At 55.5% G+C, this 19866-nt stretch carries 21 protein-coding genes; 13 read left to right on the forward strand and 8 right to left on the reverse strand.

Annotated elements, in window-relative coordinates; translation table 11 throughout:
• Positions 1-95 precede the first annotated feature (95 nt).
• Genes ACXLHR_RS03865 through ACXLHR_RS03875 form a run of 3 tightly spaced genes read right to left on the reverse strand, consistent with a single transcriptional unit; the run spans position 96 to position 2850 of the window.
• Positions 96-647, reverse strand: coding sequence for a hypothetical protein (locus ACXLHR_RS03865; RefSeq protein WP_458790217.1), 552 nt, complete (start codon positions 645-647; stop codon positions 96-98).
• Positions 641-1219 carry a hypothetical protein gene (locus ACXLHR_RS03870; RefSeq protein ID WP_458790218.1) on the reverse strand — a complete coding sequence of 193 codons (579 nt, stop codon included), beginning with the start codon at positions 1217-1219 and terminating at the stop codon, positions 641-643. Before ACXLHR_RS03870 ends, ACXLHR_RS03865 begins: the two co-directional genes overlap by 7 nt.
• 35 nt (positions 1220-1254) lie before the next feature.
• Positions 1255-2850: a peptide chain release factor 3 gene (locus ACXLHR_RS03875; RefSeq protein WP_458790219.1), complete on the reverse strand. Its 1596-nt coding sequence runs from the start codon at positions 2848-2850 to the stop codon at positions 1255-1257.
• 147 nt (positions 2851-2997) lie between these two features.
• Here ACXLHR_RS03875 and ACXLHR_RS03880 point away from each other — a divergent pair, with 147 nt between their 5' ends.
• The 3 genes from ACXLHR_RS03880 (at position 2998) to ACXLHR_RS03890 (ending at position 5079) form a co-directional block, all read left to right on the forward strand.
• On the forward strand, positions 2998-3612 hold the full coding sequence (locus ACXLHR_RS03880) for a hypothetical protein (protein ID WP_458790220.1): 615 nt from the start codon (positions 2998-3000) through the stop codon (positions 3610-3612).
• A gap of 124 nt (positions 3613-3736) precedes the next feature.
• Positions 3737-4291 carry a hypothetical protein gene (locus tag ACXLHR_RS03885; protein ID WP_458790221.1) on the forward strand — a complete coding sequence of 185 codons (555 nt, stop codon included), beginning with the start codon at positions 3737-3739 and terminating at the stop codon, positions 4289-4291.
• A gap of 335 nt (positions 4292-4626) precedes the next feature.
• A complete protein-coding gene (locus tag ACXLHR_RS03890; RefSeq protein WP_458790222.1) occupies positions 4627-5079 on the forward strand; it encodes a transposase in 453 nt (150 codons plus the stop codon).
• A gap of 679 nt (positions 5080-5758) precedes the next feature.
• Here ACXLHR_RS03890 and ACXLHR_RS03895 read toward each other — a convergent pair.
• Positions 5759-6766: a Hint domain-containing protein gene (locus tag ACXLHR_RS03895; protein WP_458790223.1), complete on the reverse strand. Its 1008-nt coding sequence runs from the start codon at positions 6764-6766 to the stop codon at positions 5759-5761.
• A gap of 142 nt (positions 6767-6908) precedes the next feature.
• Here ACXLHR_RS03895 and ACXLHR_RS03900 point away from each other — a divergent pair, with 142 nt between their 5' ends.
• The 3 genes from ACXLHR_RS03900 (at position 6909) to ACXLHR_RS03910 (ending at position 9947) form a co-directional block, all read left to right on the forward strand.
• Positions 6909-7688, forward strand: coding sequence for an SDR family oxidoreductase (locus ACXLHR_RS03900; RefSeq protein WP_458790224.1), 780 nt, complete (start codon positions 6909-6911; stop codon positions 7686-7688).
• A complete protein-coding gene (locus tag ACXLHR_RS03905) occupies positions 7688-8800 on the forward strand; it encodes a DNA alkylation repair protein (protein WP_458790225.1) in 1113 nt (370 codons plus the stop codon). The genes ACXLHR_RS03900 and ACXLHR_RS03905 overlap by 1 nt, the downstream gene beginning before the upstream one ends.
• A 73-nt stretch (positions 8801-8873) precedes the next feature.
• Complete coding sequence (locus ACXLHR_RS03910) at positions 8874-9947, forward strand: ABC transporter ATP-binding protein (protein WP_458790226.1); 1074 nt, start codon at positions 8874-8876, stop codon at positions 9945-9947.
• Here ACXLHR_RS03910 and ACXLHR_RS03915 read toward each other — a convergent pair.
• From ACXLHR_RS03915 to ccmI, 3 genes are read right to left on the reverse strand one after another with little or no spacing between them, the layout of a single operon-like run.
• Complete coding sequence (locus ACXLHR_RS03915; RefSeq protein ID WP_458790227.1) at positions 9944-10183, reverse strand: DUF1289 domain-containing protein; 240 nt, start codon at positions 10181-10183, stop codon at positions 9944-9946. The genes ACXLHR_RS03910 and ACXLHR_RS03915 overlap by 4 nt on opposite strands.
• Positions 10184-10657: a Holliday junction resolvase RuvX gene (gene ruvX, locus ACXLHR_RS03920; protein ID WP_458790228.1), complete on the reverse strand. Its 474-nt coding sequence runs from the start codon at positions 10655-10657 to the stop codon at positions 10184-10186.
• Positions 10654-11847, reverse strand: a complete 1194-nt coding sequence (gene ccmI / locus ACXLHR_RS03925; RefSeq protein ID WP_458790229.1) for a c-type cytochrome biogenesis protein CcmI — start codon at positions 11845-11847, stop codon at positions 10654-10656. Before ccmI ends, ruvX begins: the two co-directional genes overlap by 4 nt.
• A gap of 195 nt (positions 11848-12042) precedes the next feature.
• On the opposite strand from ccmI, the gene ACXLHR_RS03930 reads away from it, so the two are divergent.
• From ACXLHR_RS03930 to rarD, 7 genes are all read left to right on the forward strand, one after another.
• Positions 12043-13287, forward strand: a complete 1245-nt coding sequence (locus ACXLHR_RS03930; RefSeq protein ID WP_458790230.1) for a sarcosine oxidase subunit beta family protein — start codon at positions 12043-12045, stop codon at positions 13285-13287.
• A 79-nt stretch (positions 13288-13366) separates the two neighbouring features.
• On the forward strand, positions 13367-13573 hold the full coding sequence (locus ACXLHR_RS03935) for a hypothetical protein (protein ID WP_458790231.1): 207 nt from the start codon (positions 13367-13369) through the stop codon (positions 13571-13573).
• Positions 13574-13726: 153 nt separating this feature from the next.
• The gene (locus tag ACXLHR_RS03940) at positions 13727-14056 is read left to right on the forward strand and encodes a sarcosine oxidase subunit delta (RefSeq protein ID WP_458790232.1); all 330 of its coding nucleotides are present in this window, start codon (positions 13727-13729) and stop codon (positions 14054-14056) included.
• On the forward strand, positions 14053-17064 hold the full coding sequence (locus ACXLHR_RS03945) for a sarcosine oxidase subunit alpha family protein (RefSeq protein WP_458790233.1): 3012 nt from the start codon (positions 14053-14055) through the stop codon (positions 17062-17064). Before ACXLHR_RS03940 ends, ACXLHR_RS03945 begins: the two co-directional genes overlap by 4 nt.
• On the forward strand, positions 17057-17620 hold the full coding sequence (locus ACXLHR_RS03950) for a sarcosine oxidase subunit gamma (RefSeq protein WP_458790234.1): 564 nt from the start codon (positions 17057-17059) through the stop codon (positions 17618-17620). Before ACXLHR_RS03945 ends, ACXLHR_RS03950 begins: the two co-directional genes overlap by 8 nt.
• Positions 17621-17689: 69 nt before the next feature.
• Positions 17690-18289: a superoxide dismutase gene (locus ACXLHR_RS03955; protein WP_458790235.1), complete on the forward strand. Its 600-nt coding sequence runs from the start codon at positions 17690-17692 to the stop codon at positions 18287-18289.
• 113 nt (positions 18290-18402) lie between these two features.
• Positions 18403-19311, forward strand: coding sequence for an EamA family transporter RarD (gene rarD / locus ACXLHR_RS03960; protein ID WP_458790236.1), 909 nt, complete (start codon positions 18403-18405; stop codon positions 19309-19311).
• On the opposite strand, the gene ACXLHR_RS03965 is transcribed toward rarD, so the two are convergent.
• Positions 19254-19811 carry an LOG family protein gene (locus tag ACXLHR_RS03965; protein ID WP_458790237.1) on the reverse strand — a complete coding sequence of 186 codons (558 nt, stop codon included), beginning with the start codon at positions 19809-19811 and terminating at the stop codon, positions 19254-19256. The two genes, rarD and ACXLHR_RS03965, sit on opposite strands and share 58 nt — an antisense overlap.
• Between the last annotated feature and the right edge of the window lie 55 nt (positions 19812-19866).

The raw sequence follows: 19866 nt of genomic DNA on the forward strand, positions 1-19866 counted from the left end.
TCAATATGTACGGCATATCGGCCGCTCATATTGCGCGGCCCGCCTGACCGAATTGTCAGCGCGTTCGACTTTGCAACGCATTAGCCTTAAATGGGTCAAAGGTCAAGGAAACGCGACTCATGGCTGTCTGTGTGGCCTGATTCCAACAGGTTAGCGGCTTGCAGGGCACTGTAAAACAACCGTGCAGGGATGTTGGTGGTATAATTGCGGCGGACGCCGTCAATTTGCAACGCCATACCCTCATTTCCCGCAGTGCGAAACTGCGCTTGGGTCAAACGAATCTGTCCAATCTCGGCCTTATGGCAATGATCGATGCAAAACGTGCTGAACCGATCATGCAACTCATAGGGCATCAAACGCCCGTCCTGCGTCACCGATAAAATCTGCGGTCGACTGCGCTTGCCATGCAAAAACGACAACGACAGGTAATAGGCAATCTCGCCACCACCCTCTAAAATAATTGTACGGGCCAAAACATGGTCCGCGCGATCACGAAACACCTCTATGTCGCGCGAAACTGTCTGCCAAACGTCAGTGTTATGGACATAGCTGCGCTGCAAACGCTCCGACGGCGCACAAGCAACAAGCAGGAAAAGGCAAAACAAACGCAACAACATGACCCCACAATCACGTAAATTCGTTAACATGCCCTAAATGACGGATGGATTTCTGGCACATAGCCCGCCGCCAAAACCTGTACAATCGGGGTAGGGGTCAAAACCTCGACACGACCACTGCTAGGGCGCGGAACGGCATGCCCGTAACCCTTCGGCGCATAAGGATATAACCGACATTGCCCCACTAAATGCGGCACATCTTGCCAGCGCACAAATGTCCCCTCGGGTAACGCCGGAAAATCCGTAAAATACGTCACCTGAGATCGGTCCCGGTGCACTCGCGCCCCATGTAAAGCGCGGTCCATCTGCGGTGCCTTCGCGCGCGCATCCGTCGCTGCCTCCCATGCATCCACAAACCGACGATACGCCGCCCTGCGACAATAGCCACACGGACGATGCCCCGCCGCCAATGCAACCGCTTCATCGAGGAAAAACAGCTCGGTCCAATTGCGGCCGGTCATGACCTCGCGCTTGCGCCCTTGCCAGTCTAAAACGCAACAAATCCATGCCTGATGGGTCCAGCGCGCCGCGCCCAAAATACGCCCCTCACCATGCAAAATCCCGCGATTACCCGTCATCGTGCCACGGCAGTCAACGGTCACGATTTCTCCGGTCGGCAAAACGCGGTTCTGTAAGGTCAGACCATCATCTCTTTCGTCGACGACAACGTCACATCAGGGTAATCACGGCCCACACGGTCGATGTCCCATTGCAGGCGGGTCAGGAATACAACGTCACCGTCGTTATCTGTGGCAATATGCGCTTTGTTGGCTTCAGAGAATTTATCCACCGCAACCTTCGGCCCCAAAACCCAACGGGCAGAGGTGAATTGCGAACTCTCAAACCGCACAGGCAGACCATATTCCAACTCGATCCGACTGGCCAAAACCTCGAACTGCAAGGCACCAACGACACCGACAATAAAGCCCGAACCAAAGGTCGGCTTGAACACCTTCGCCGCACCTTCTTCGGCAAACTGCATCAGCGCCTTTTCCAAATGCTTGGCCTTCATCGGATCACCCGCACGGCAGGTCTGCAACAATTCAGGGGCAAACGACGGGATGTTCGACACGCGAATAGCCTCGCCCTCGGTCAACGTATCGCCAATGCGCAACTGCCCGTGGTTGGGAATACCAATGATATCACCAGCCCACGCCTCCTCGGCCAATTCGCGGTCGGCAGCCAAAAACAGCACAGGGTTAGAGATCGCCATGACCTTTTTAGTGCGTACATGGGTCAACTTCATGCCACGCTCGAAATGACCCGAGGCAAGCCGCACAAACGCTACTCGGTCACGGTGCTTGGGGTCCATATTGGCCTGCACCTTGAACACAAATCCGGTGACCGCTTTCTCGTCAGGGGCCACATCGCGCGGATTGGCCTTTTGTACCTGTGGCTCAGGTCCGTAGGTCGCAATGCCGTCCATCAATTCCTTGACGCCAAAACTGTTCATCGCTGAGCCAAACCAAATCGGTGTCATGGTGCCATCCAGCAAGGCCTGCGGGTCCAGCTTGGGCAACAACTCCTTGGCCATTTCGATCTCTTCAAGGAACTTCGACAGTAAATGCGCAGGCACATGCTCGGCCAGCTTCGGGTCATCCAAGCCACTAATCGAAATAGACGCCGCAACCTTGTTACGGTCCGCACGGTCCATCAATTCCAGCTTGTCGCGCAGAATATCATAGCAGCCCATAAATTCACGACCCACACCAATCGGCCACGACGCGGGTGTCACATCAATCGCCAAATTTTCTTGGATCTCGTCAATAATCTCAAATGTATCGCGGCTTTCGCGGTCCATCTTGTTACAAAACGTCAAAATCGGCAGGTCGCGCAAACGACAGACCTCAAACAACTTCTGCGTCTGACTTTCCACGCCCTTGGCACCATCAATCACCATGACGGCGGCATCCACCGCTGTCAGTGTGCGATAGGTATCCTCAGAGAAATCCGAGTGACCGGGCGTATCCACCAGGTTAAAACGATACTCGCCAAAATCAAACGACATCGCCGAAGCAGAAACCGAAATCCCGCGATCCTTTTCCATCTGCATAAAGTCGGATCGCGTGCGGCGCGCCTCGCCCTTCGCACGGACCTGTCCGGCCATCTGGATAGCACCACCATAGAGCAAGAATTTCTCGGTCAACGTGGTCTTGCCGGCATCAGGATGCGAAATAATCGCAAAGGTGCGGCGGCGGGCAATTTCGGGCGGAAGGTCAGGTGTTTTTGTCATGCGACCAGCCATAAAGTGCGCGCCCCGAAAGGGCAATAAACCATAAGCAACGTCACATCGAAACGCGCCATGAATTTGACTGGATTAATGATTAACAAATGCCTGATGGATCAGAATTAACACTCTCGGGGGAGAAGGACGATGACAATGACAATGACGAAGACCATGAATTTTCTAAAACCAATCACATGCGCAACCTTACTCGCAGCAACACTGGCAGGCTGCGGCGGTTCTTATGAAGAAGACCTGCTCGACCAAGCACAGGCCTATGACAACCGTGTCGCACGCGTGAACGCCATGACCCCGTCAGGCCCAAAGGTTGTAGACAAAACAACAGGATCCGCAAACTTCACTGGCAACGCTCTGATCGTTGCAGGCTCCGAATACGACAGAACTGTCCTGATCGGCGATGCGAATGTGCGGGTCAACTTTGACAACCTAAACGCGATCAACGGGTCAATCACAAATGTGGGCGGCGTGGCGGGCGCGAACGAATACATTTCAGGTTCCGGCTCGATTGATCAATATAGCGGCAGCGTGAACCTCAACAACGGCACAATCGGCAGCGGCAACCAGTTTTCCGTTGATTACACGGGCACCCTACGCGGCAATGGCGATACGATTAACATGGATGGCACCATGTACGGCAACTTTTTGGGCAACCCAAACATCCGCGCACTTGACGCAAGAGGCCTCGATCCTGCGCTCGTGAATGGATACTATGAATATGTCGGCGTCCGCGTTGTCGCTGAACGAGACTAACTCGCATCAAGAGGCCGCCCCGCAAACCGCAGGGCGGCCTTTTTTACGCCAAACACCCCCACGTTAACACAACATTAACGCAAACCCGCGACGTTATAATCTGGTTAACAACGGGTGAACTACGATGCTTAAACTGATCTTTATTGGCACAATTTTTACCCTAGGCGCTTGCAGCAGTAGCGGCAGTGAGAATAACCTACCGCGCACAGACGCCGCATCAGACCTCGCGACTGATCTCGCCCAAGAAAACCTCTCCAACCCCGCAACATTGCCGCAACAGGGCACCGCTCAATATGCAGGCTACATGACACTGGCCCTGCCCATCGACGGTGCTGCGACCGACCACATCGGCGATCTGGACCTCACCGTTGATTTTGGCGCAAAACGCGACCAGATCAGTGGCAGCGCCTCCAATTTCACTGGCCTGTCAGGGCGTCTCGACATCACCGGCGGCACTGTTGTGCCTACCACTGATACAGACGTGGACTATACATTTGACGGCACTGTCACAGGCGACTTGGGGCAGGGCGGCGATACCTACACCATCGACGGCACCCTGCTCGGCGACTTTCGCGGGCGCTATCAAGACGGGATTACGGGCATCATCTACGGCGACATCACCGGACCCGCAGGTCAGGACCTGTTCCAAGGTAGTTTGGCCAGCGTAGCTCGAAACTAACCCGTCAGTCCCGCATCCTTTCCCACCGTATTTCTCTCTCGCAACTCACGAAGACGGTACTGAAAGCGGCTGTTTCGGCTCTGAGGATATTTATCACCCAACACCAGAAATATCACCGAAGATATCATACTTCAGCTTCACGGCGCTTCGATGACAGGGTGGTATCGTTCAGAACGCGAGTTCACCTTGTCCGCCAGCCGAGGGAATTGGTGAGTGCTTCGCGCGGTGAAGTATAAGTACTACCATTGTTTCCACTAGGCATCACAAACGCTCAAGCATATCGACGCCGCTCTTAAAAAATTGAATCGAGAGCAACCTGAATTTGTGTTTTACAGATGACAATACTTGGTTTGCATATCGCAGAAAAGACAGCCCTAACTGAAGCCAAAGTAAACAAAGCAAATTTGTCTAACAAGGCGAATTTGACGCGACAATTTCAAACTTTGCTGGCCGTAATTCCGCTATCTGCTCCGGCGATTGAAGCTCTTGCACATCCTATGGATTGTTTTAAGTATGTGCGAGATTTTATTGTCTGGCTTGATCTGGCACCTCGCCAACATTCGTCAGGCGGAACGGCACGGCTTGGGCCAATCGCAAAAATAGGGCATGCTGACATTCGCCGAGGTGTCATCACTGGCGCAATGACACGTCTGAACTGGCTTGCAGGGTTCGATCCGCCTAGGCTGGTGGCTGGCACGACTGTTCGAGCAAAGCCACGAATGCTCGTAGCTATTACATTGGCAAACAAAATGGCGCGACCAATCATGAGCCATGATTGCAAAGAATAAGACCTATAAATATCCGACGCAATCCGCAGCCGCATGAATCTAGCTCTATGCACCGCACTTTGACGTCGGTGACAGAGGTGTGAGACGTCGATGACCTGAATGGGCAAAATGACCGAATAGATCAAAATCGGGAAAATAGAACTACCGGCACAGCAGCAAAGCTCGTGCGTTAAATTTAAACCTGGTTTGCAAATCACCATACAGGTCAGCGGCGTTTAACACCCCATGAACGTCATCCAACACGGTTCAAGACGATTACGCCCATCCCACAATCAGACCTTTAACATCATAAAATCACCAACATTCTGAATTTAAATTAGCTCCTTGCTCTAGCGCCATCACCAGCGACCGCACGCAAAATCAATTAAAACTTACCAACATCAAACCCAATCCAATGTGACTGCATCCACTTTCATTTCTTAACCAGCCGACAAGGCAGGCTGCGATATCCAAACCCATCAAAAGGCACTAAATCTGACAGCCCCGCACAATACGGCTTTGGCGTAAATCGTCCGCGCCGCAATAAACTCCGAAAACCCGAGACAGTTTGAAACGTTGCGAATGACATAAACGAACGACTTCACAGCAGCTATCCTACGTGGCACCTGTTAATAAGTCGCTAACGCAACCCATTTTCATCCATACCGACATTGCACGAAAACACCCGCAACACTCATGCCTAATTCGACGAGGCTTTCTTCAACAAATCCACCGCGTCAGGTCGCGAGGCCAGTTTTTCTTGCACTTCATAGTCAAAATGCGCGCGGTGGCTATGCCCGCCACGGCTGGACGAGCGCACATTGTCAGGCACCGCCGCGCGGGTGCGCGGGTCAATTAACAGCGATTCCGCAGCAATACCTTCCGCGTAAATAATCTGATGCTCGTCAAATAGCAGCTGGAAATAGTCAACAAATCCGCCGTCACGCTGATACACGCTGGTGCCATTGATCAAATGACGCACTTTAACCAAAACTTCGGGCCGCCCCGCACCCAAGGCATCCTTGCGCTGGTATACAAACAACCGGTGATCCGGACTAACCAACAGATCATGTTCGTTATGTAGCGCACCTTTGGTAATCACAATCGGGGCAAATTCGCCCAGCGCACGCAGGGTGGTCTGCCCGATCCAGCGCACAGCTTGCGGGCCATCATCGCGGGTCAAAACCTTATCACCGACGCATAAATTCTCGATCGGGCGCTGCTCGCCCGATGCCATCGTAATATGTGTACCACGGGTAAACGACACACAGGAAACTTCGGCAAAGCGCGTCGTAGCAGCGTCGCGGTCCACGCCCACCAGACTGTAATTTGTAGCAGGCAGAAGGCTGGCCAGCGGCAACAAATAGGTCGCTTCAACCGATCCATCCTCAACCTCGACCAGAACCAGAACCTCGTATGTTGTGCTATCGGCAGCCATCAAGGTCACACAACTGTCCAGATAAATCGCATTGCCGACCTTGCCGACACTGGTGCTCTCATCAATGATAAACCCGTCAATACCCTCTTGCAGGCTCAAACTTAACGGCAAACGGGTTGCACTTTGGGACAGCTGGTAAATGTCATCCATCACCAGTTCGTCAGCAAACGAAATCCCTTCGCCCTCGGCCACACCTTCGGTAACCGGAAACATATCGGCACGCAGCACGGCAACCGTCTGCATCGTTGGTGGATCTACGTCATCTGTCATCGGAAACCATTTATCACAAGTTAGCTGGAAACTAGGGGCGAGCGATCCTTAGGTCAACGTGACATCCCATTGAATTTCCTATTTAATGACAAACAGATATCAATTAATCATTGGGCGACACCGCTTTCAGACGAGGACCGACATGGATCTAGGTATTTCAGGAAAACGCGCACTGGTTTGCGCATCATCAAAAGGCTTGGGGCGCGGCTGCGCAGAAGCACTCGCCGAGGCAGGCGTCTCGCTTGTCCTAAATGCACGCAGCACAGACGCGCTAGAGGCCACAGCCGCCGAGATCCGCACAAAATACGGTGTAACGGTCACAACTGTCGCAGCCGACGTCGCGACAGAAGAAGGCCGCGCTAAATTGCTCGCAGCCGCCAAAGACATCGACATCCTCGTGACTAACGCAGGGGGGCCGCCTCCGGGTCTCTGGTCCGATTGGGACCGTGACGACTTCATCAAAGCACTCGACGCCAATATGCTCGCCCCCATCGCGCTGATGAAAGCACTCCTGCCCGCAATGATCGCTCGCGGCTGGGGCAGGGTCGTCAACATCACCTCCGGCTCGGTCAAAGCACCTATCGCACAACTTGGCCTCTCGAACGCCGCACGCGCAGGGCTAACAGGCTACGTCGCTGGCACCTCACGCCAAGTGGCAGGCCACGGCGTTACCATCAACAACCTGCTACCAGGTATCCACGACACCGACCGCGCCAGCTCGCTGGATCAAGGGGTGATGGACGCACAGGGCATCGACAGGGCAACCGCACGGGCAAACCGGCAAGCCACGATCCCGTCAGGACGCTACGGCACGCCGGCGGAATTCGGGGCAACCTGCGCATTCCTGTGCTCCACCCACGCAGGTTTCATCGTCGGCCAAAATATCGTGCTCGATGGCGGCGCTATCAACGCGACCCTCTAATGGGCAAGGGAGACAGCCTCGCGGACCAACTCTTCAACGCGCAAACCGTTGAAACCCTCGCGAACCATTTCGGCAAAGCTGGCGTATTCGACGCGCCAGCTTTCACTCGCGATGTCATGGGCGATCTGCACACACTCGAACTCAAGGCGCGGATCAATCACATTGCCAACCACCTCGGCACATACCTGCCGCACGACTTTGATGCCGCCGACCACGCGATCCGCAATAGCCTGCCGCCACCGCTTGACCCCACGCTCACCGACAACGACTTCGGGCGCTTCATCTACGCACCACTCGGGGTCTATGTCGAAAACCACGGGCTGCAAACACACTTCGATCAATCGCTCAACCTGTTGGAAACACTCACTCAACACTTCTCGATGGAATATTCGATCAGGGCCTTCCTGAGCCACAACCAATCGGCCACGATGCGACACATCCACCGCTGGGCTGTGTCCGACAACTACCATGTGCGCAGATTGGCAACCGAAGGCACCAGACCACGCCTGCCATGGGGGCAAAACGTCGGATTGACCACCCGCGACACCCTGCCAATCCTCGACACGTTACACGCCGACCCTACACGTTTTGTGACCAGATCGGTTGCGAACCACTTGAATGATATCGCAAAATTCGATCCGGACGCAGTAATTAACCAACTCGGATCATGGGCCAAATCCAACCGGCAATCGGCCAAGGAACTTGACTGGATGACGCGTCACGCCCTGCGCACATTGATCAAATCAGGACACTCAGGCGCAATGGATCTGCTCGGCTACGCCACAAACGGCAGCTTCACCGCGCAGATCAAAATCCCGTCTGACGTTGCGCTCAACACCAAGGTGCAAATCGACGCAACCCTGACACCGAAATCCTGCGGTCCGCTGATGGTCGACTACAAAATAGATTTTGTAAAATCCAACGGAAAAATATCGTCAAAAGTATTTAAGTTTAAGGTGTTACAAGGCAAAACAGATGTCGAAATAAACCTACGCAAAACCCATCACTTCGACGGCACCGCCACCACATTCAAACTGCACAAAGGCGCGCATAAAATTCACTTGCAAGTGAACGGCCAGATCGTCGCAAGTCAGGTATTTGATCTCGGCTGACCTTGTCCACAACGGCGTCTCTTGCTATGGCTTATGAATACCCAATTGTTTCACTCAGGGATGCACCATACCAATGACCGTGCCACGCTTGGAAATTCGCAATATCGTCAAATCATTTGGCGGCAGGCAGGTCGTAGATGACGTCAGCCTGACGGTCGATCCGGGGCAGGTCACCTGCCTCTTAGGGCCATCGGGTTGCGGCAAATCCACGACATTGCGGATCATTGCTGGCGTCGAAATGCAGGACAGCGGCACAATCCATGCGGACGGAAAACTGGTCTGCGACACGATCACCCGCGTACCGCCAGAAGGACGATCCATCGGGCTGATGTTTCAGGATTTTGCGCTCTTCCCGCACCTTAGCGTGGCGGAAAACGTGGCCTTCGGACTGCGGGGCGGCGCAAAAGCCAACCGCGAACGGGTCGGCTCATTGCTGGAAAAAGTAGGCATGACGCGCCACACGGATGCCTATCCACACGAGCTTTCGGGCGGCGAACAACAGCGGGTGGCCCTTGCGCGCGCGATCGCGCCAAAGCCCAAAATCATGCTCATGGACGAACCGTTTTCGGGCCTCGACGACCGGTTGCGCGACGATATCCGTGACGAGACGCTGGCTGTGCTGAAAGAAGAAGGCACCGCAGTTCTGCTTGTCACCCACGAGCCGGGCGAGGCCATGCGCATGGCTGATGAAATCGCCCTGATGCGCGACGGTAAAATCGTGCAACGCGGCGCGCCCTACCACATCTACAATGCGCCTTCAGACAAAGAAGCGGCAGGGTTTTTCAGCGACATCAATGTGATCAACGGGACAGTGCAGGGCGCATTGACCGATACCGCCTTCGGACAATTCCTCGCGCCGGGTTTTGCAAACGGCACAAAAGTCGACATCGTGATCCGGCCTCAACATCTGAAAATCGATTTTGATCGGGCAGGGCGCGGTCCCAATCCAACGCCGGTCGTCGGCACCCCCGCGCGCGGCATCGTCAAACGCGCGCGCTTCATGGGATCAGAAAGCCTTGTGGAGTTTCAAATGGACTTTGACGGCTCGATCCTGCGTGCGCTGGTGCCGTCGGTCTTTCTGCCAAAAGAAGGCACGCCGCTCTGGATCATGATCCGCCGCGACCGCTGCTTTGTTTTCGCACACTAACGCTCTAAACGTCCCGCACGCCCACCACGCCTGCGGGTTATCTGCCCCGTACGCGACGGCAATTCGTCGATAATCTCGGCCCGTTGCGCGTTGCTCATGCGCGACCAGGCACCAATTTCGTCAATAGAGCGCAAACACCCCGTGCATAGCCGGCTTTCCGCATGCACAACACAAATTTTGATGCAGGGGCTTTGTACCTCGTCGCGCTGCCAGATATCATCGGTATCTTTGGTCATCTACGCGGTCCTCAAATGGGCTAAACGGTCCAGCAATCCTTGCAAGATAAACCCCGCCGCCACATGGTCAACCAACTCTGCGCGACGTTTCCGCGACAAATCCGCCTCGATCATGGCCCGCGTCGCGGCCACAGTCGACAGGCGTTCGTCCCAGAACGTAATCGGCAACTCTGTCAGCCGCTCCAGATTGCGCGCAAATCCACGGGTCGCCTGCGCGCGCGGCCCTTCCGATCCATCCATATTGCGCGGCAAACCCAACACAATGCCATGCGCTTTACGCTCGTCCAGCAGCTTCAAAAGCGCCGCCGCATCAACACCAAACTTCTTACGCTTGATCGTTAAAATCGGCGTCGCCACCCCGCGCCGCAAATCCGACATCGCCACACCAATCGTGACCGTGCCTAAATCCAACCCCGCCACGGCCCCGAAATCAGGCAGCACCTTAGCAAACTCAACCACATCATCGAGGATCATTCAGCAACACCCGCAGAAACCGCCGCCGCGCGCAACGTCTCCATCGCGCCCACAGAGCCCGCAAACACCTCAGATGCCTCCAACCAGACCTCGCTTGCTTTTTCCGTCTCGCCCAGCACACCGTAAGCCCCGATCAACCGCGCCCACTCACTCGCCGGACCTCCTTCATCCGCGAGGCGCCCTGCGAGTTGCGACACCATGCCTTGAATCATCCCCTGACGGTCTTCCGCGCTCATATCGGATGCATTCGCGATATCTTCGGCACTCGGACCAACAGCGGCAGGCAGGGTATATTTCACACCCGCCAAATACGCGGCATCCTCAATCTGCGCGCGAATAGCCTGCACATGATACTGGGTCGGATCACCATCCGCCGCCACAGGACGCCACAACCGCAACGCCACATCAGGACGATCCGTCTGATAATAAAGCGCACCCATATAATATAGCCCCGCCACATTCTCGGGGTCCGCTTCCAAAATCTGACGCACATAGCCCTCGGCCTCAGGCGACACAAAGCCATCCGCTGCCATGACCATCACATCAACAATGCGGGTACGATCCTCGATTGTCGCATCCGCACCTTTCAACGCCAACACCCGCGCCTGAGCGGCGACCGCAGCAGGATAGTTGCGCAGCTGGCTCTCGTGGTACGCCAGCAACTCCCAACCCGCCAATTCATCGGGACGGGTCGGAACAATCTCGCGCAACCGAGCGACACTTTCCAGATAATCATCGGGGTAAGTGGCCGGAGCCGCAGGGGCCGCCGCCGCTTCCATCGCCTTTTGCGTCGGGCGGCTTGCGCGCATCTGGTCACTGGTGGCAATCCGCGCCTTCAACGGCAAATCGGCATACCCAGGCACGCCAAGATAATAATACCCGCCAAGTCCCATTCCCGCTGCAAGCAAGATCACCACAATCGCCAACATCGGAGCAGGCGGGCTTGGCGTCACTTCTGCGGCGCGGGCATCAGCGGCAATCAACCGGCGGGCCACTTCGACACGGGCGCGTTCTGCCTCGGCGATATCAAGCACACCGCGCTCCAGATCGCGGTCCAACTCCTCCAGCTGGGCGCGGTAAAACGCAACGTCCGGGGCGTCCTCGACCAACTGGTCGCCGCGCAATAATGGCATCACCACCAAACCCGCCACCACAGCCGTCAAAACAATGCAAATTATCCAGAAAATCATAGCACCCCACTTTAAAACTCACCTCTACCTAAGGGGCGCGGGCAATTTAGAAAAGGGGCTGCGACAACGCGGCATTTCCTATCGCTGCGGTTTGTCGTAAAATCCCCCCCACAGGTCGCGGGGAGTATCCTCATTTTCCCGCATTCCGCCAAAAACAAAGCCAAAGTGCCGCCCGCCATATAGGATTCGGATCACATGAAAAAATATTCTGTCTTTGCCGTCGCGCGTGAAGCCTTACGCCAACACACAGGCTGGGAACGGGCATGGGCCAAACGCGAACCGAAACCGAAATACGACGTGATCATCGTTGGGGCAGGCGGGCACGGTCTGGCGACAGCCTACTACTTGGGCAAAAACTTCGGCATCACCAATGTCGCAATCATTGAAAAAGGCTGGCTTGGCGGCGGCAATACAGGGCGCAACACCACGATCATTCGCTCGAACTACCTGCAAGACCCCTCCGCCGCGATCTACGAAAAATCGCGCAGCCTCTACGAAACCATGTCCCAAGACCTCAACTACAACGTCATGTTTTCCCCGCGCGGCTTGATCATGCTGGCCCAGACCCAAGCCGAGATCAGAGGCTACCAGCGCACCGCCCACGCCAACGCGCTGCAAGGCGTCTCAACCGAATGGATTTCACCGCAGCGGGTCAAGGAACTCGTGCCTATCATGAACATCGACGGACCACGCTACCCCGTCCTTGGCGGCCTCTACCAAGCACGCGGCGGCACTGCGCGCCATGACGCCGTTGCTTGGGGCTATGCTCGCGCCTGCTCTGACATGGGCATGGACATCATCCAGCAATGCGAAGTCACAGGCGTGCGCAAATCAGCAGGCAAAGTCACCGGCGTTGATACCACCAAAGGACCAATCGACTGCGATAAACTCGGCATGGTCGTGGCAGGTCACGCCTCGGTCTTGGCTGAAAAGGCGGGCTTCCGTCTGCCAATGGAATCAGTCGCCCTGCAAGCCATGGTCTCCGAGCCGATCAAACCCTGCATGGATGTGGTCGTCATGGCCAACACCGTGCACGGCTACATGTCGCAATCCGACAAGGGCGAAATGGTTATCGGCGGCGGCACCGACGGATTCAACAACTATACCCAGCGCGGCAGCTTCCACCATATTGAGGAAACCGTGCGCGCCCTCGTCGAAACCTTCCCGATGGTCGGCCGCCTTAAAATGTTGCGGCAATGGGGCGGCATCGTTGACGTCACTGGCGACCGCTCGCCAATCTTGTCCAGAACCCCCGTCGACGGCATCTTTGTGAACTGCGGCTGGGGCACTGGCGGCTTCAAGGCGATTCCCGGCTCAGGTTGGGCCATGGCCGAACTGATGGCCAAAGGTCACTCGCCGCTCACCGAAGACTTCAACATGTTCCGCTTCCGCGAGGGAAAATTCATCGATGAATCGGTGGCGGCAGGGGTGGCACATTGACGCAATTGCACGCTCCTTGGAACCATAACATCGCATCGCGGGTTCTCCCTGCGCACGCCAACGTAGGGGATGAAATCCAATGCAATCGCCAAAACGGCCACGCCGTCCCGCCAGTCGGCGCGCAAAGATCGCGGCGTTTGGCACCACGGCCATCTTGCTTGCGATCACGGGCTACATGCTGCTCACAGGTCCATCCAGCGACTTTGTACAGCCTGACGACAACGCCACACTCGACGGCGTTGATGACGCAGTGCAAGGCGTTGCCGAAGGTCTCCTCGGGGACTAAAACAGTCCAGACCTCATCAGACACACAACCGCTGCGCCATCCACGCATCGCGGTTTTTGCCGCGCGCAAGATGATTTTCCATGCGCGAGACATGCAAGACGTAAGCAAGACGCAAAGAAGACGACATAAAGACAGCGATTTTGGAGGGTTTCCATGCTAATTCTACACTGCCCCAACTGCGGTATTGACGTGGACGAAACCGATCTTCACGGCGAAGGCGAGGCGCACCTGAAACGCTTTGGCACCAATAGCTCTGACGATGATTTCCATGATTACATGTTCCAAAGGCAAAACCCCAAGGGTGTGCATTTCGAACGCTGGAAACACGTTTTTGGCTGTGGGAAATACTTTCTCGCCGCGCGCTGCACCGCGACATTGCAGGTTTTCGGCACCTATTCCGCCCAAACCGTTGAACCACCACAAGCCATAAAAGACGCCATCACCGCGGCACGACCGGGATGGTCGTGGGGAGATTTCTCATGAGCACACGCCTGTCCACAACTGGCCGATTGGTCAATAAAAACAAAGCGGTATCTTTTACCTTTAACGGTAGGAACCTGCGCGGTTTTGAAGGTGACACGCTCGCCTCGGCCCTGCTTGCCAACGATCAAATGCTGATCGGACGCTCGTTCAAATACCACCGCCCGCGCGGCGTGATCGCATCAGGGGCCGAAGAACCCAATGGTCTGGTAAACCTAGGCAAAGGCGCAAAATTCGAGCCAAACCAGCGCATGACAACCACGGAACTCTTCGATGGCCTCACCGCCACCAGCCAAAATCACTGGCCCTCACTCGAATTCGACGTCGGCGCGATCAACACCCACCTGTCACGTTTCCTGCCGGCAGGGTTCTACTACAAAATGTTCATCCACCCGCGCCCGTTCTGGAAATACATCTACGAACCCATCATCCGCCACTCCGCCGGCTTAGGCAAAGCCCCAACCGAAGCCGATCCAGACACCTACGAACACTACCACGCGACTTTTGATGTGATGGTCATTGGGGGCGGTATCGCGGGGCTTGCGGCGGCGCTGTCTGCGGGGCAGTCAGGCGCGCGCGTCATGCTGGTCGAGCAGACCGCCGACTGGGGCGGTCGCGCGGTTGTGGATATTCCAAAAATTGACGGTATACCTGCGCAAGAGTGGGTGAGGAACGCCGTTCAAGCACTTGAAAACATGTCGAATGTTACTCTGCGTCTGCGCACGCAAGGGACGGGCGTTTACGATCATGGCTATGTTCTCGCCTATGAGCGTCTGACCGATCACGCGCCAGAGCTTGAGGGTCCACGACATCGTTTGTGGCGTATCCGCACGGCGCAAATCGTGACCGCCACCGGCGCAATCGAGCGCCCGCTTTCATTCGCAGGCAACGACGTTCCCGGCGTGCTTTTGGCCGCTGCGGTACGCGATTATGCGGTGAATTTTGGCGTCTCAATTGGTGACCGCACCGTGGTTGTGACGAACAACGACGACGCCTATCGCACTGCCATTGTGCTGAAAAAAGCAGGGCTCGACGTTCCCGCCATCATTGATGCGCGCCATGCGCCAGAGGGCGAGCTGATCGACGCCGCGCGCGCCTTGGGTATCCGCATTGAATTCGGCAAAGGCATCGCAAAGGTCAAAGGCGGCAAGCGCGTGACCTCAGTTGAAATCTGTCATCAAGCGGGCCAAGGCGCTGTTGTTGAAGAGATTTTATGCGATTGCGTCGCCATGTCAGGCGGCTGGTCGCCGGTCGTGCATCTGTGGTCACATTGCGGCGGCAAGCTGATTTGGGACGCTGAACAGTCGATGTTCCGTCCTGATCCAGAGCGCCCACCACTGGGCGCAGATGGCGCAGGGTTTGTGACCACGGCAGGGATCGCCAACGGCCATCTATTCTCTGCCGAAGGCATCGCAGACGGCTGCGCTGCCGGACGAAAAGCTGCAAAATCCGCAGGCCACACGGGCAAAGCCGTACCCGCGCCGATTGGCGAAGACGCGCACGAGGGGCCGATGTCGCCGGTCTGGCTTATGCCGCAAGGCGCAAGCCACGCGCTGCGGTCCAAAGCATGGCTTGATTTTCAGAACGACGTGAAAGTCAGCGACGTGCAATTGGCCGCGCAAGAAGGCTATGAAAGCGTCGAACATGCCAAGCGCTATACCACGATTGGGATGGCAACGGATCAAGGTAAGTTGAGCAACATCAATGGCTTGGCGATCCTTGCGAAAGCGCTGAATGCGGAAATTCCAAATGTGGGCACAACGACATTCCGCCCGCCTTATACGCCGATTTCGCTCTCGTCGATCACGGGTGTGGCGAAGGATAACCTGTTCCAGCCCGTTCGAAAAACGCCGATGTCCGACTGGCATACGGCGAATGGCGCAGACTTTGAACCGGTCGGCCAGTGGCGCCGGCCCTACACATATCTGCGCGGTGAAGAGACCGTGGACGAGGCGGTGCACCGCGAGGTGATCAATGCGCGCGAAAAGTTGGGATTGCTGGATGCGTCCACCCTTGGCAAGCTGATCGTCAAGGGACCCGACGCGGGCAAGTTTCTTGATATGATGTATACAAATATGATGTCCAATCTTGCCGTGGGCAAATGCCGTTACGGGCTGATGTGTTCTGAGAACGGGTTTCTGTCAGATGATGGCGTGGTCGCGCGTATCGACGATGAAACATGGCTTTGCCATACCACAACCGGCGGCGCGGAACGTATCCATGCGTGGATGGAAGACTGGCTGCAATGCGAGTGGTGGGACTGGAAGGTTTATGTCGCCAACGTAACCGAGCAGTTGGCGCAGGTTGCAGTTGTCGGGCCTAACGCACGAAAATTGTTGGAAAAACTGGGCGGCATGGATCTGTCCAAAGACACGTTGCCATTCATGCAATGGACTGACGGGACGCTGGGCGGGTTTGACGCGCGGGTCTACCGGATCTCGTTCTCAGGCGAATTATCCTACGAAATTGCCGTGCCAGCCAGCCAGGGCCGCGCGTTTTGGGATATACTTTTGGCGGCAGGTGCGGAATTTGGCGTCATGCCCTACGGCACCGAAGCGCTGCACATCATGCGTGCCGAAAAGGGCTTTATCATGATCGGCGACGAGACCGATGGCACGGTCATTCCGCAAGACCTGAATTTGCAATGGGCGCTGTCGAAAAAGAAAGACGACTACCTTGGAAAGCGGGCGCATCTGCGGTCTCATATGGCCGATCCAAATCGCTGGAAACTGGTGGGACTTGAAACGCTGGACGGGTCGGTCATTCCTGACGGGTCCTACGCGATTGCCGAGGGTGTGAATGCCAATGGTCAAAAAAACACCCAAGGGCGCGTGACCTCGACCTATTATTCGCCAACCTTGAAGCGCGGGATTGCGATGGGGCTTGTGTTGCACGGGCCTGATCGCATGGGTGAAGAGTTGTCGTTCAACAAGGTCGATGGCACAACGGTCGCGGCGAAAATCGTTGATCCGGTGTTCTATGATAAAGAAGGGGCAAAGAACAATGTCTAACGCTGTCAGTATGTTACAAGGTGAAGTTGCCGCCGGAGAAGTCACGATCCGAGAAGGTGGTTTGCGCGGCATGATTACGTTTCGTGGCGATCTGAGCCACAAAAAACTGGCATCGGTTTGCAAGGCCCTCACAGGGTTCGCTGTGCCTAAGCAGGGCAAGGTGGCAAGCGTTGGCGATAAAGGCGTCGCGTGGATGTCGCCAGACGAGCTGTTGATTTTGGTTCCGTATGATGCGGTGAAAAATGCGCTGGACAAGATCGCGAAAGCGATGAAAGGGCAGCATTATCTGGCCGAGAATGTCTCTGACGCGCGCACCCATCTGACCGTTGAAGGCGCGTTCTCGCGCGAAGTGATCGCAAAACTTGCACCTGCCGATCTGCACCCTGACAGCTTTGAAATCGGTGATTTTCGCAGGTCGCGGATCGGGCAAGTTGCCGCCGCTTTCTGGATGACGGACGGGGAAACTTTTGAACTTATTTGCTTTCGATCGGTTGGTGAGTATGCCTTTGATTTGCTCGCAACGTCGGCAAAGGCGGGCGCGGTCGGGCATCTCTAGGGGTTGACCTTTGCGGGTCTTATGACATGTATCAGGACAATCTGTCCTCAATTAAAAGAGAGAAATATCATGGCTTTTACACTTCCTGATCTTCCATATGCCCACGATGCGCTTGCAGCTAAAGGCATGTCTAAGGAAACGCTCGAATTTCACCACGACATCCACCACAATGCCTATGTCACCAATGGTAACAAGGCGATTGAAGGTACCGAGTGGGACGGCAAAACTCTCGAAGAGATCATTACCGGCACTTATGACAAATCCGCTGTTGCGCAGAGCGGCATTTTCAACAACATTTCGCAGCTGTGGAACCACAACCAGTTCTGGGAAATGATGACGCCGGAAGACAGCAAAATGCCATCCGAGTTGGAAGCGGCGCTGAAAGACAGCTTTGGTTCAGTTGATAAGTTCAAAGAAGATTTCTCGGCGGCGGGTGCGGGTCAGTTCGGTTCCGGCTGGTGCTGGCTGGTCAAAGATACCGACGGTAGCTTGAAAGTGACCAAGACTGAAAATGGCGTTAACCCGCTTTGCTTTGGTCAGACCACATTGCTGGGCTGCGACGTCTGGGAGCATTCCTACTACATCGATTTCCGCAACAAACGTCCGGGCTACCTGACCAATTTCCTTGATAAATTGGTGAACTGGGAAAACGTCGCGTCGCGTATGTAATTGATTTGCACTTATAGTTGCATAGAGGCCCGTCTGGAAACAGGCGGGCTTTTTGCTTTTAGGGTTGTCACTTTGCGGGCGATGATTGCCAATGGCCCAAAGAGGTAAATCCGATGACACAAGGTTCTAAAGGTGTATTGGCGATGATGACGGCCTGCGTGGTCTGGGGGCTTTCGCCGCTGTATTATGCGCAGTTGAAACATGTGCCTGCAGTAGAGATCCTGTGTTATCGTAGCCTGTGGTCGCTGGTATTTTTCGCGCTTATTCTGACCGTGCAGAGGCGACTGTCCGAGGTGTGCACCGCTCTATCCCAGCCGCGTCAGGTGGTAATCATTTTTATTGCGGCGGCGGTGATTGCGGGCAATTGGTTCGGGTTCATTCACGCGATTTCTAATGGGCAGGGGCTTGAAGCGTCATTGGGGTTTTATATTTTCCCATTGGTCGCTGTGGTGATTGGCAGGTTGATTTTCAACGAGAAATTGGGCATCGCACAGTGGGTTGCAATTTGCATTGCGGCGGCTGGCGTGGCGATTTTGACTTTTGGTCTGGGTGGGGCGCCATGGATCGCATTCTTGCTTGCGGGCACTTTTGGCGCATACGGCATGATCAAAAAGCAACTGCCATTGGGGCCTGTCGTGTCAGTCACATCCGAAGTTTTGTTGCTGGCCCCGCTGGCGATTGCATGGATCGCGGTGATGGGAACAAGCGTGGGCGGGGCCAATGACGTCGGCACTCACGCACTGTTGGCCTTGTCTGGTCCATTGACTGCCACCCCGTTGATTTTGTTCAGCTATGCAGCCCGTCGTGCCCGTATGGCGACTGTTGGATTGGTGCAATACCTCAACCCGACCTTGCAATTTGGCTGTGCGGTTCTGGTCTTTGGTGAAGTCGTGACATTGTGGCACCAAATGGCGTTCGCGCTGATTTGGCTTGGCTTGATTATTTACTCAATATCATTGTGGCGTCAGGACAGGGCGGCGGCCAAGGCATCTTCCAAGGTTGCGATGTCAGGTATCGGCTGAATAAAGTCGCGTAGGCTGGGATCTGCAAATCCTTCCGCGATGAAATGGTCGATCAGCGCCAAGAGCGGGTCCCAAAACCCTTGTGTATTCAGGACAAAAATCGGTTTGTTATGGAGGCCAAGTTGTCGCCATGTTAGCGCTTCGAACAATTCATCAAGCGAGCCTGCACCGCCGGGCAACATGACCACGGCATCGGCGTTCATGAACATGACTTTTTTCCGCTCGTGCATGGTCTCGGTGATAATAAACGTGTCCAGATCACGTTTACCGACCTCGCGGTCCAGCAAATGCACGGGAATCACGCCAAACGTTATCCCACCCGCCGCTTGCGCCGCTTTTGCCACGCGCCCCATCAGACCGACATCCCCAGCGCCGTAAACCAGTCGCCATCCGTTGCGCGCCAACATCGCGCCGGTGTCAGTAGCGGCAGTTGCGTAAGAGGCGCGGTTGCCATCGCGTGACCCGCAGTAAACGCAGACAGATTTGAGTGTTGATACCATTGGATTTGCCTTTGAAATTGAGCCTTTGACCCTGCATAGCGCTGTTGTTATGCTT

It is taken from the genome of Yoonia sp. MH D7, from assembly GCF_054439475.1.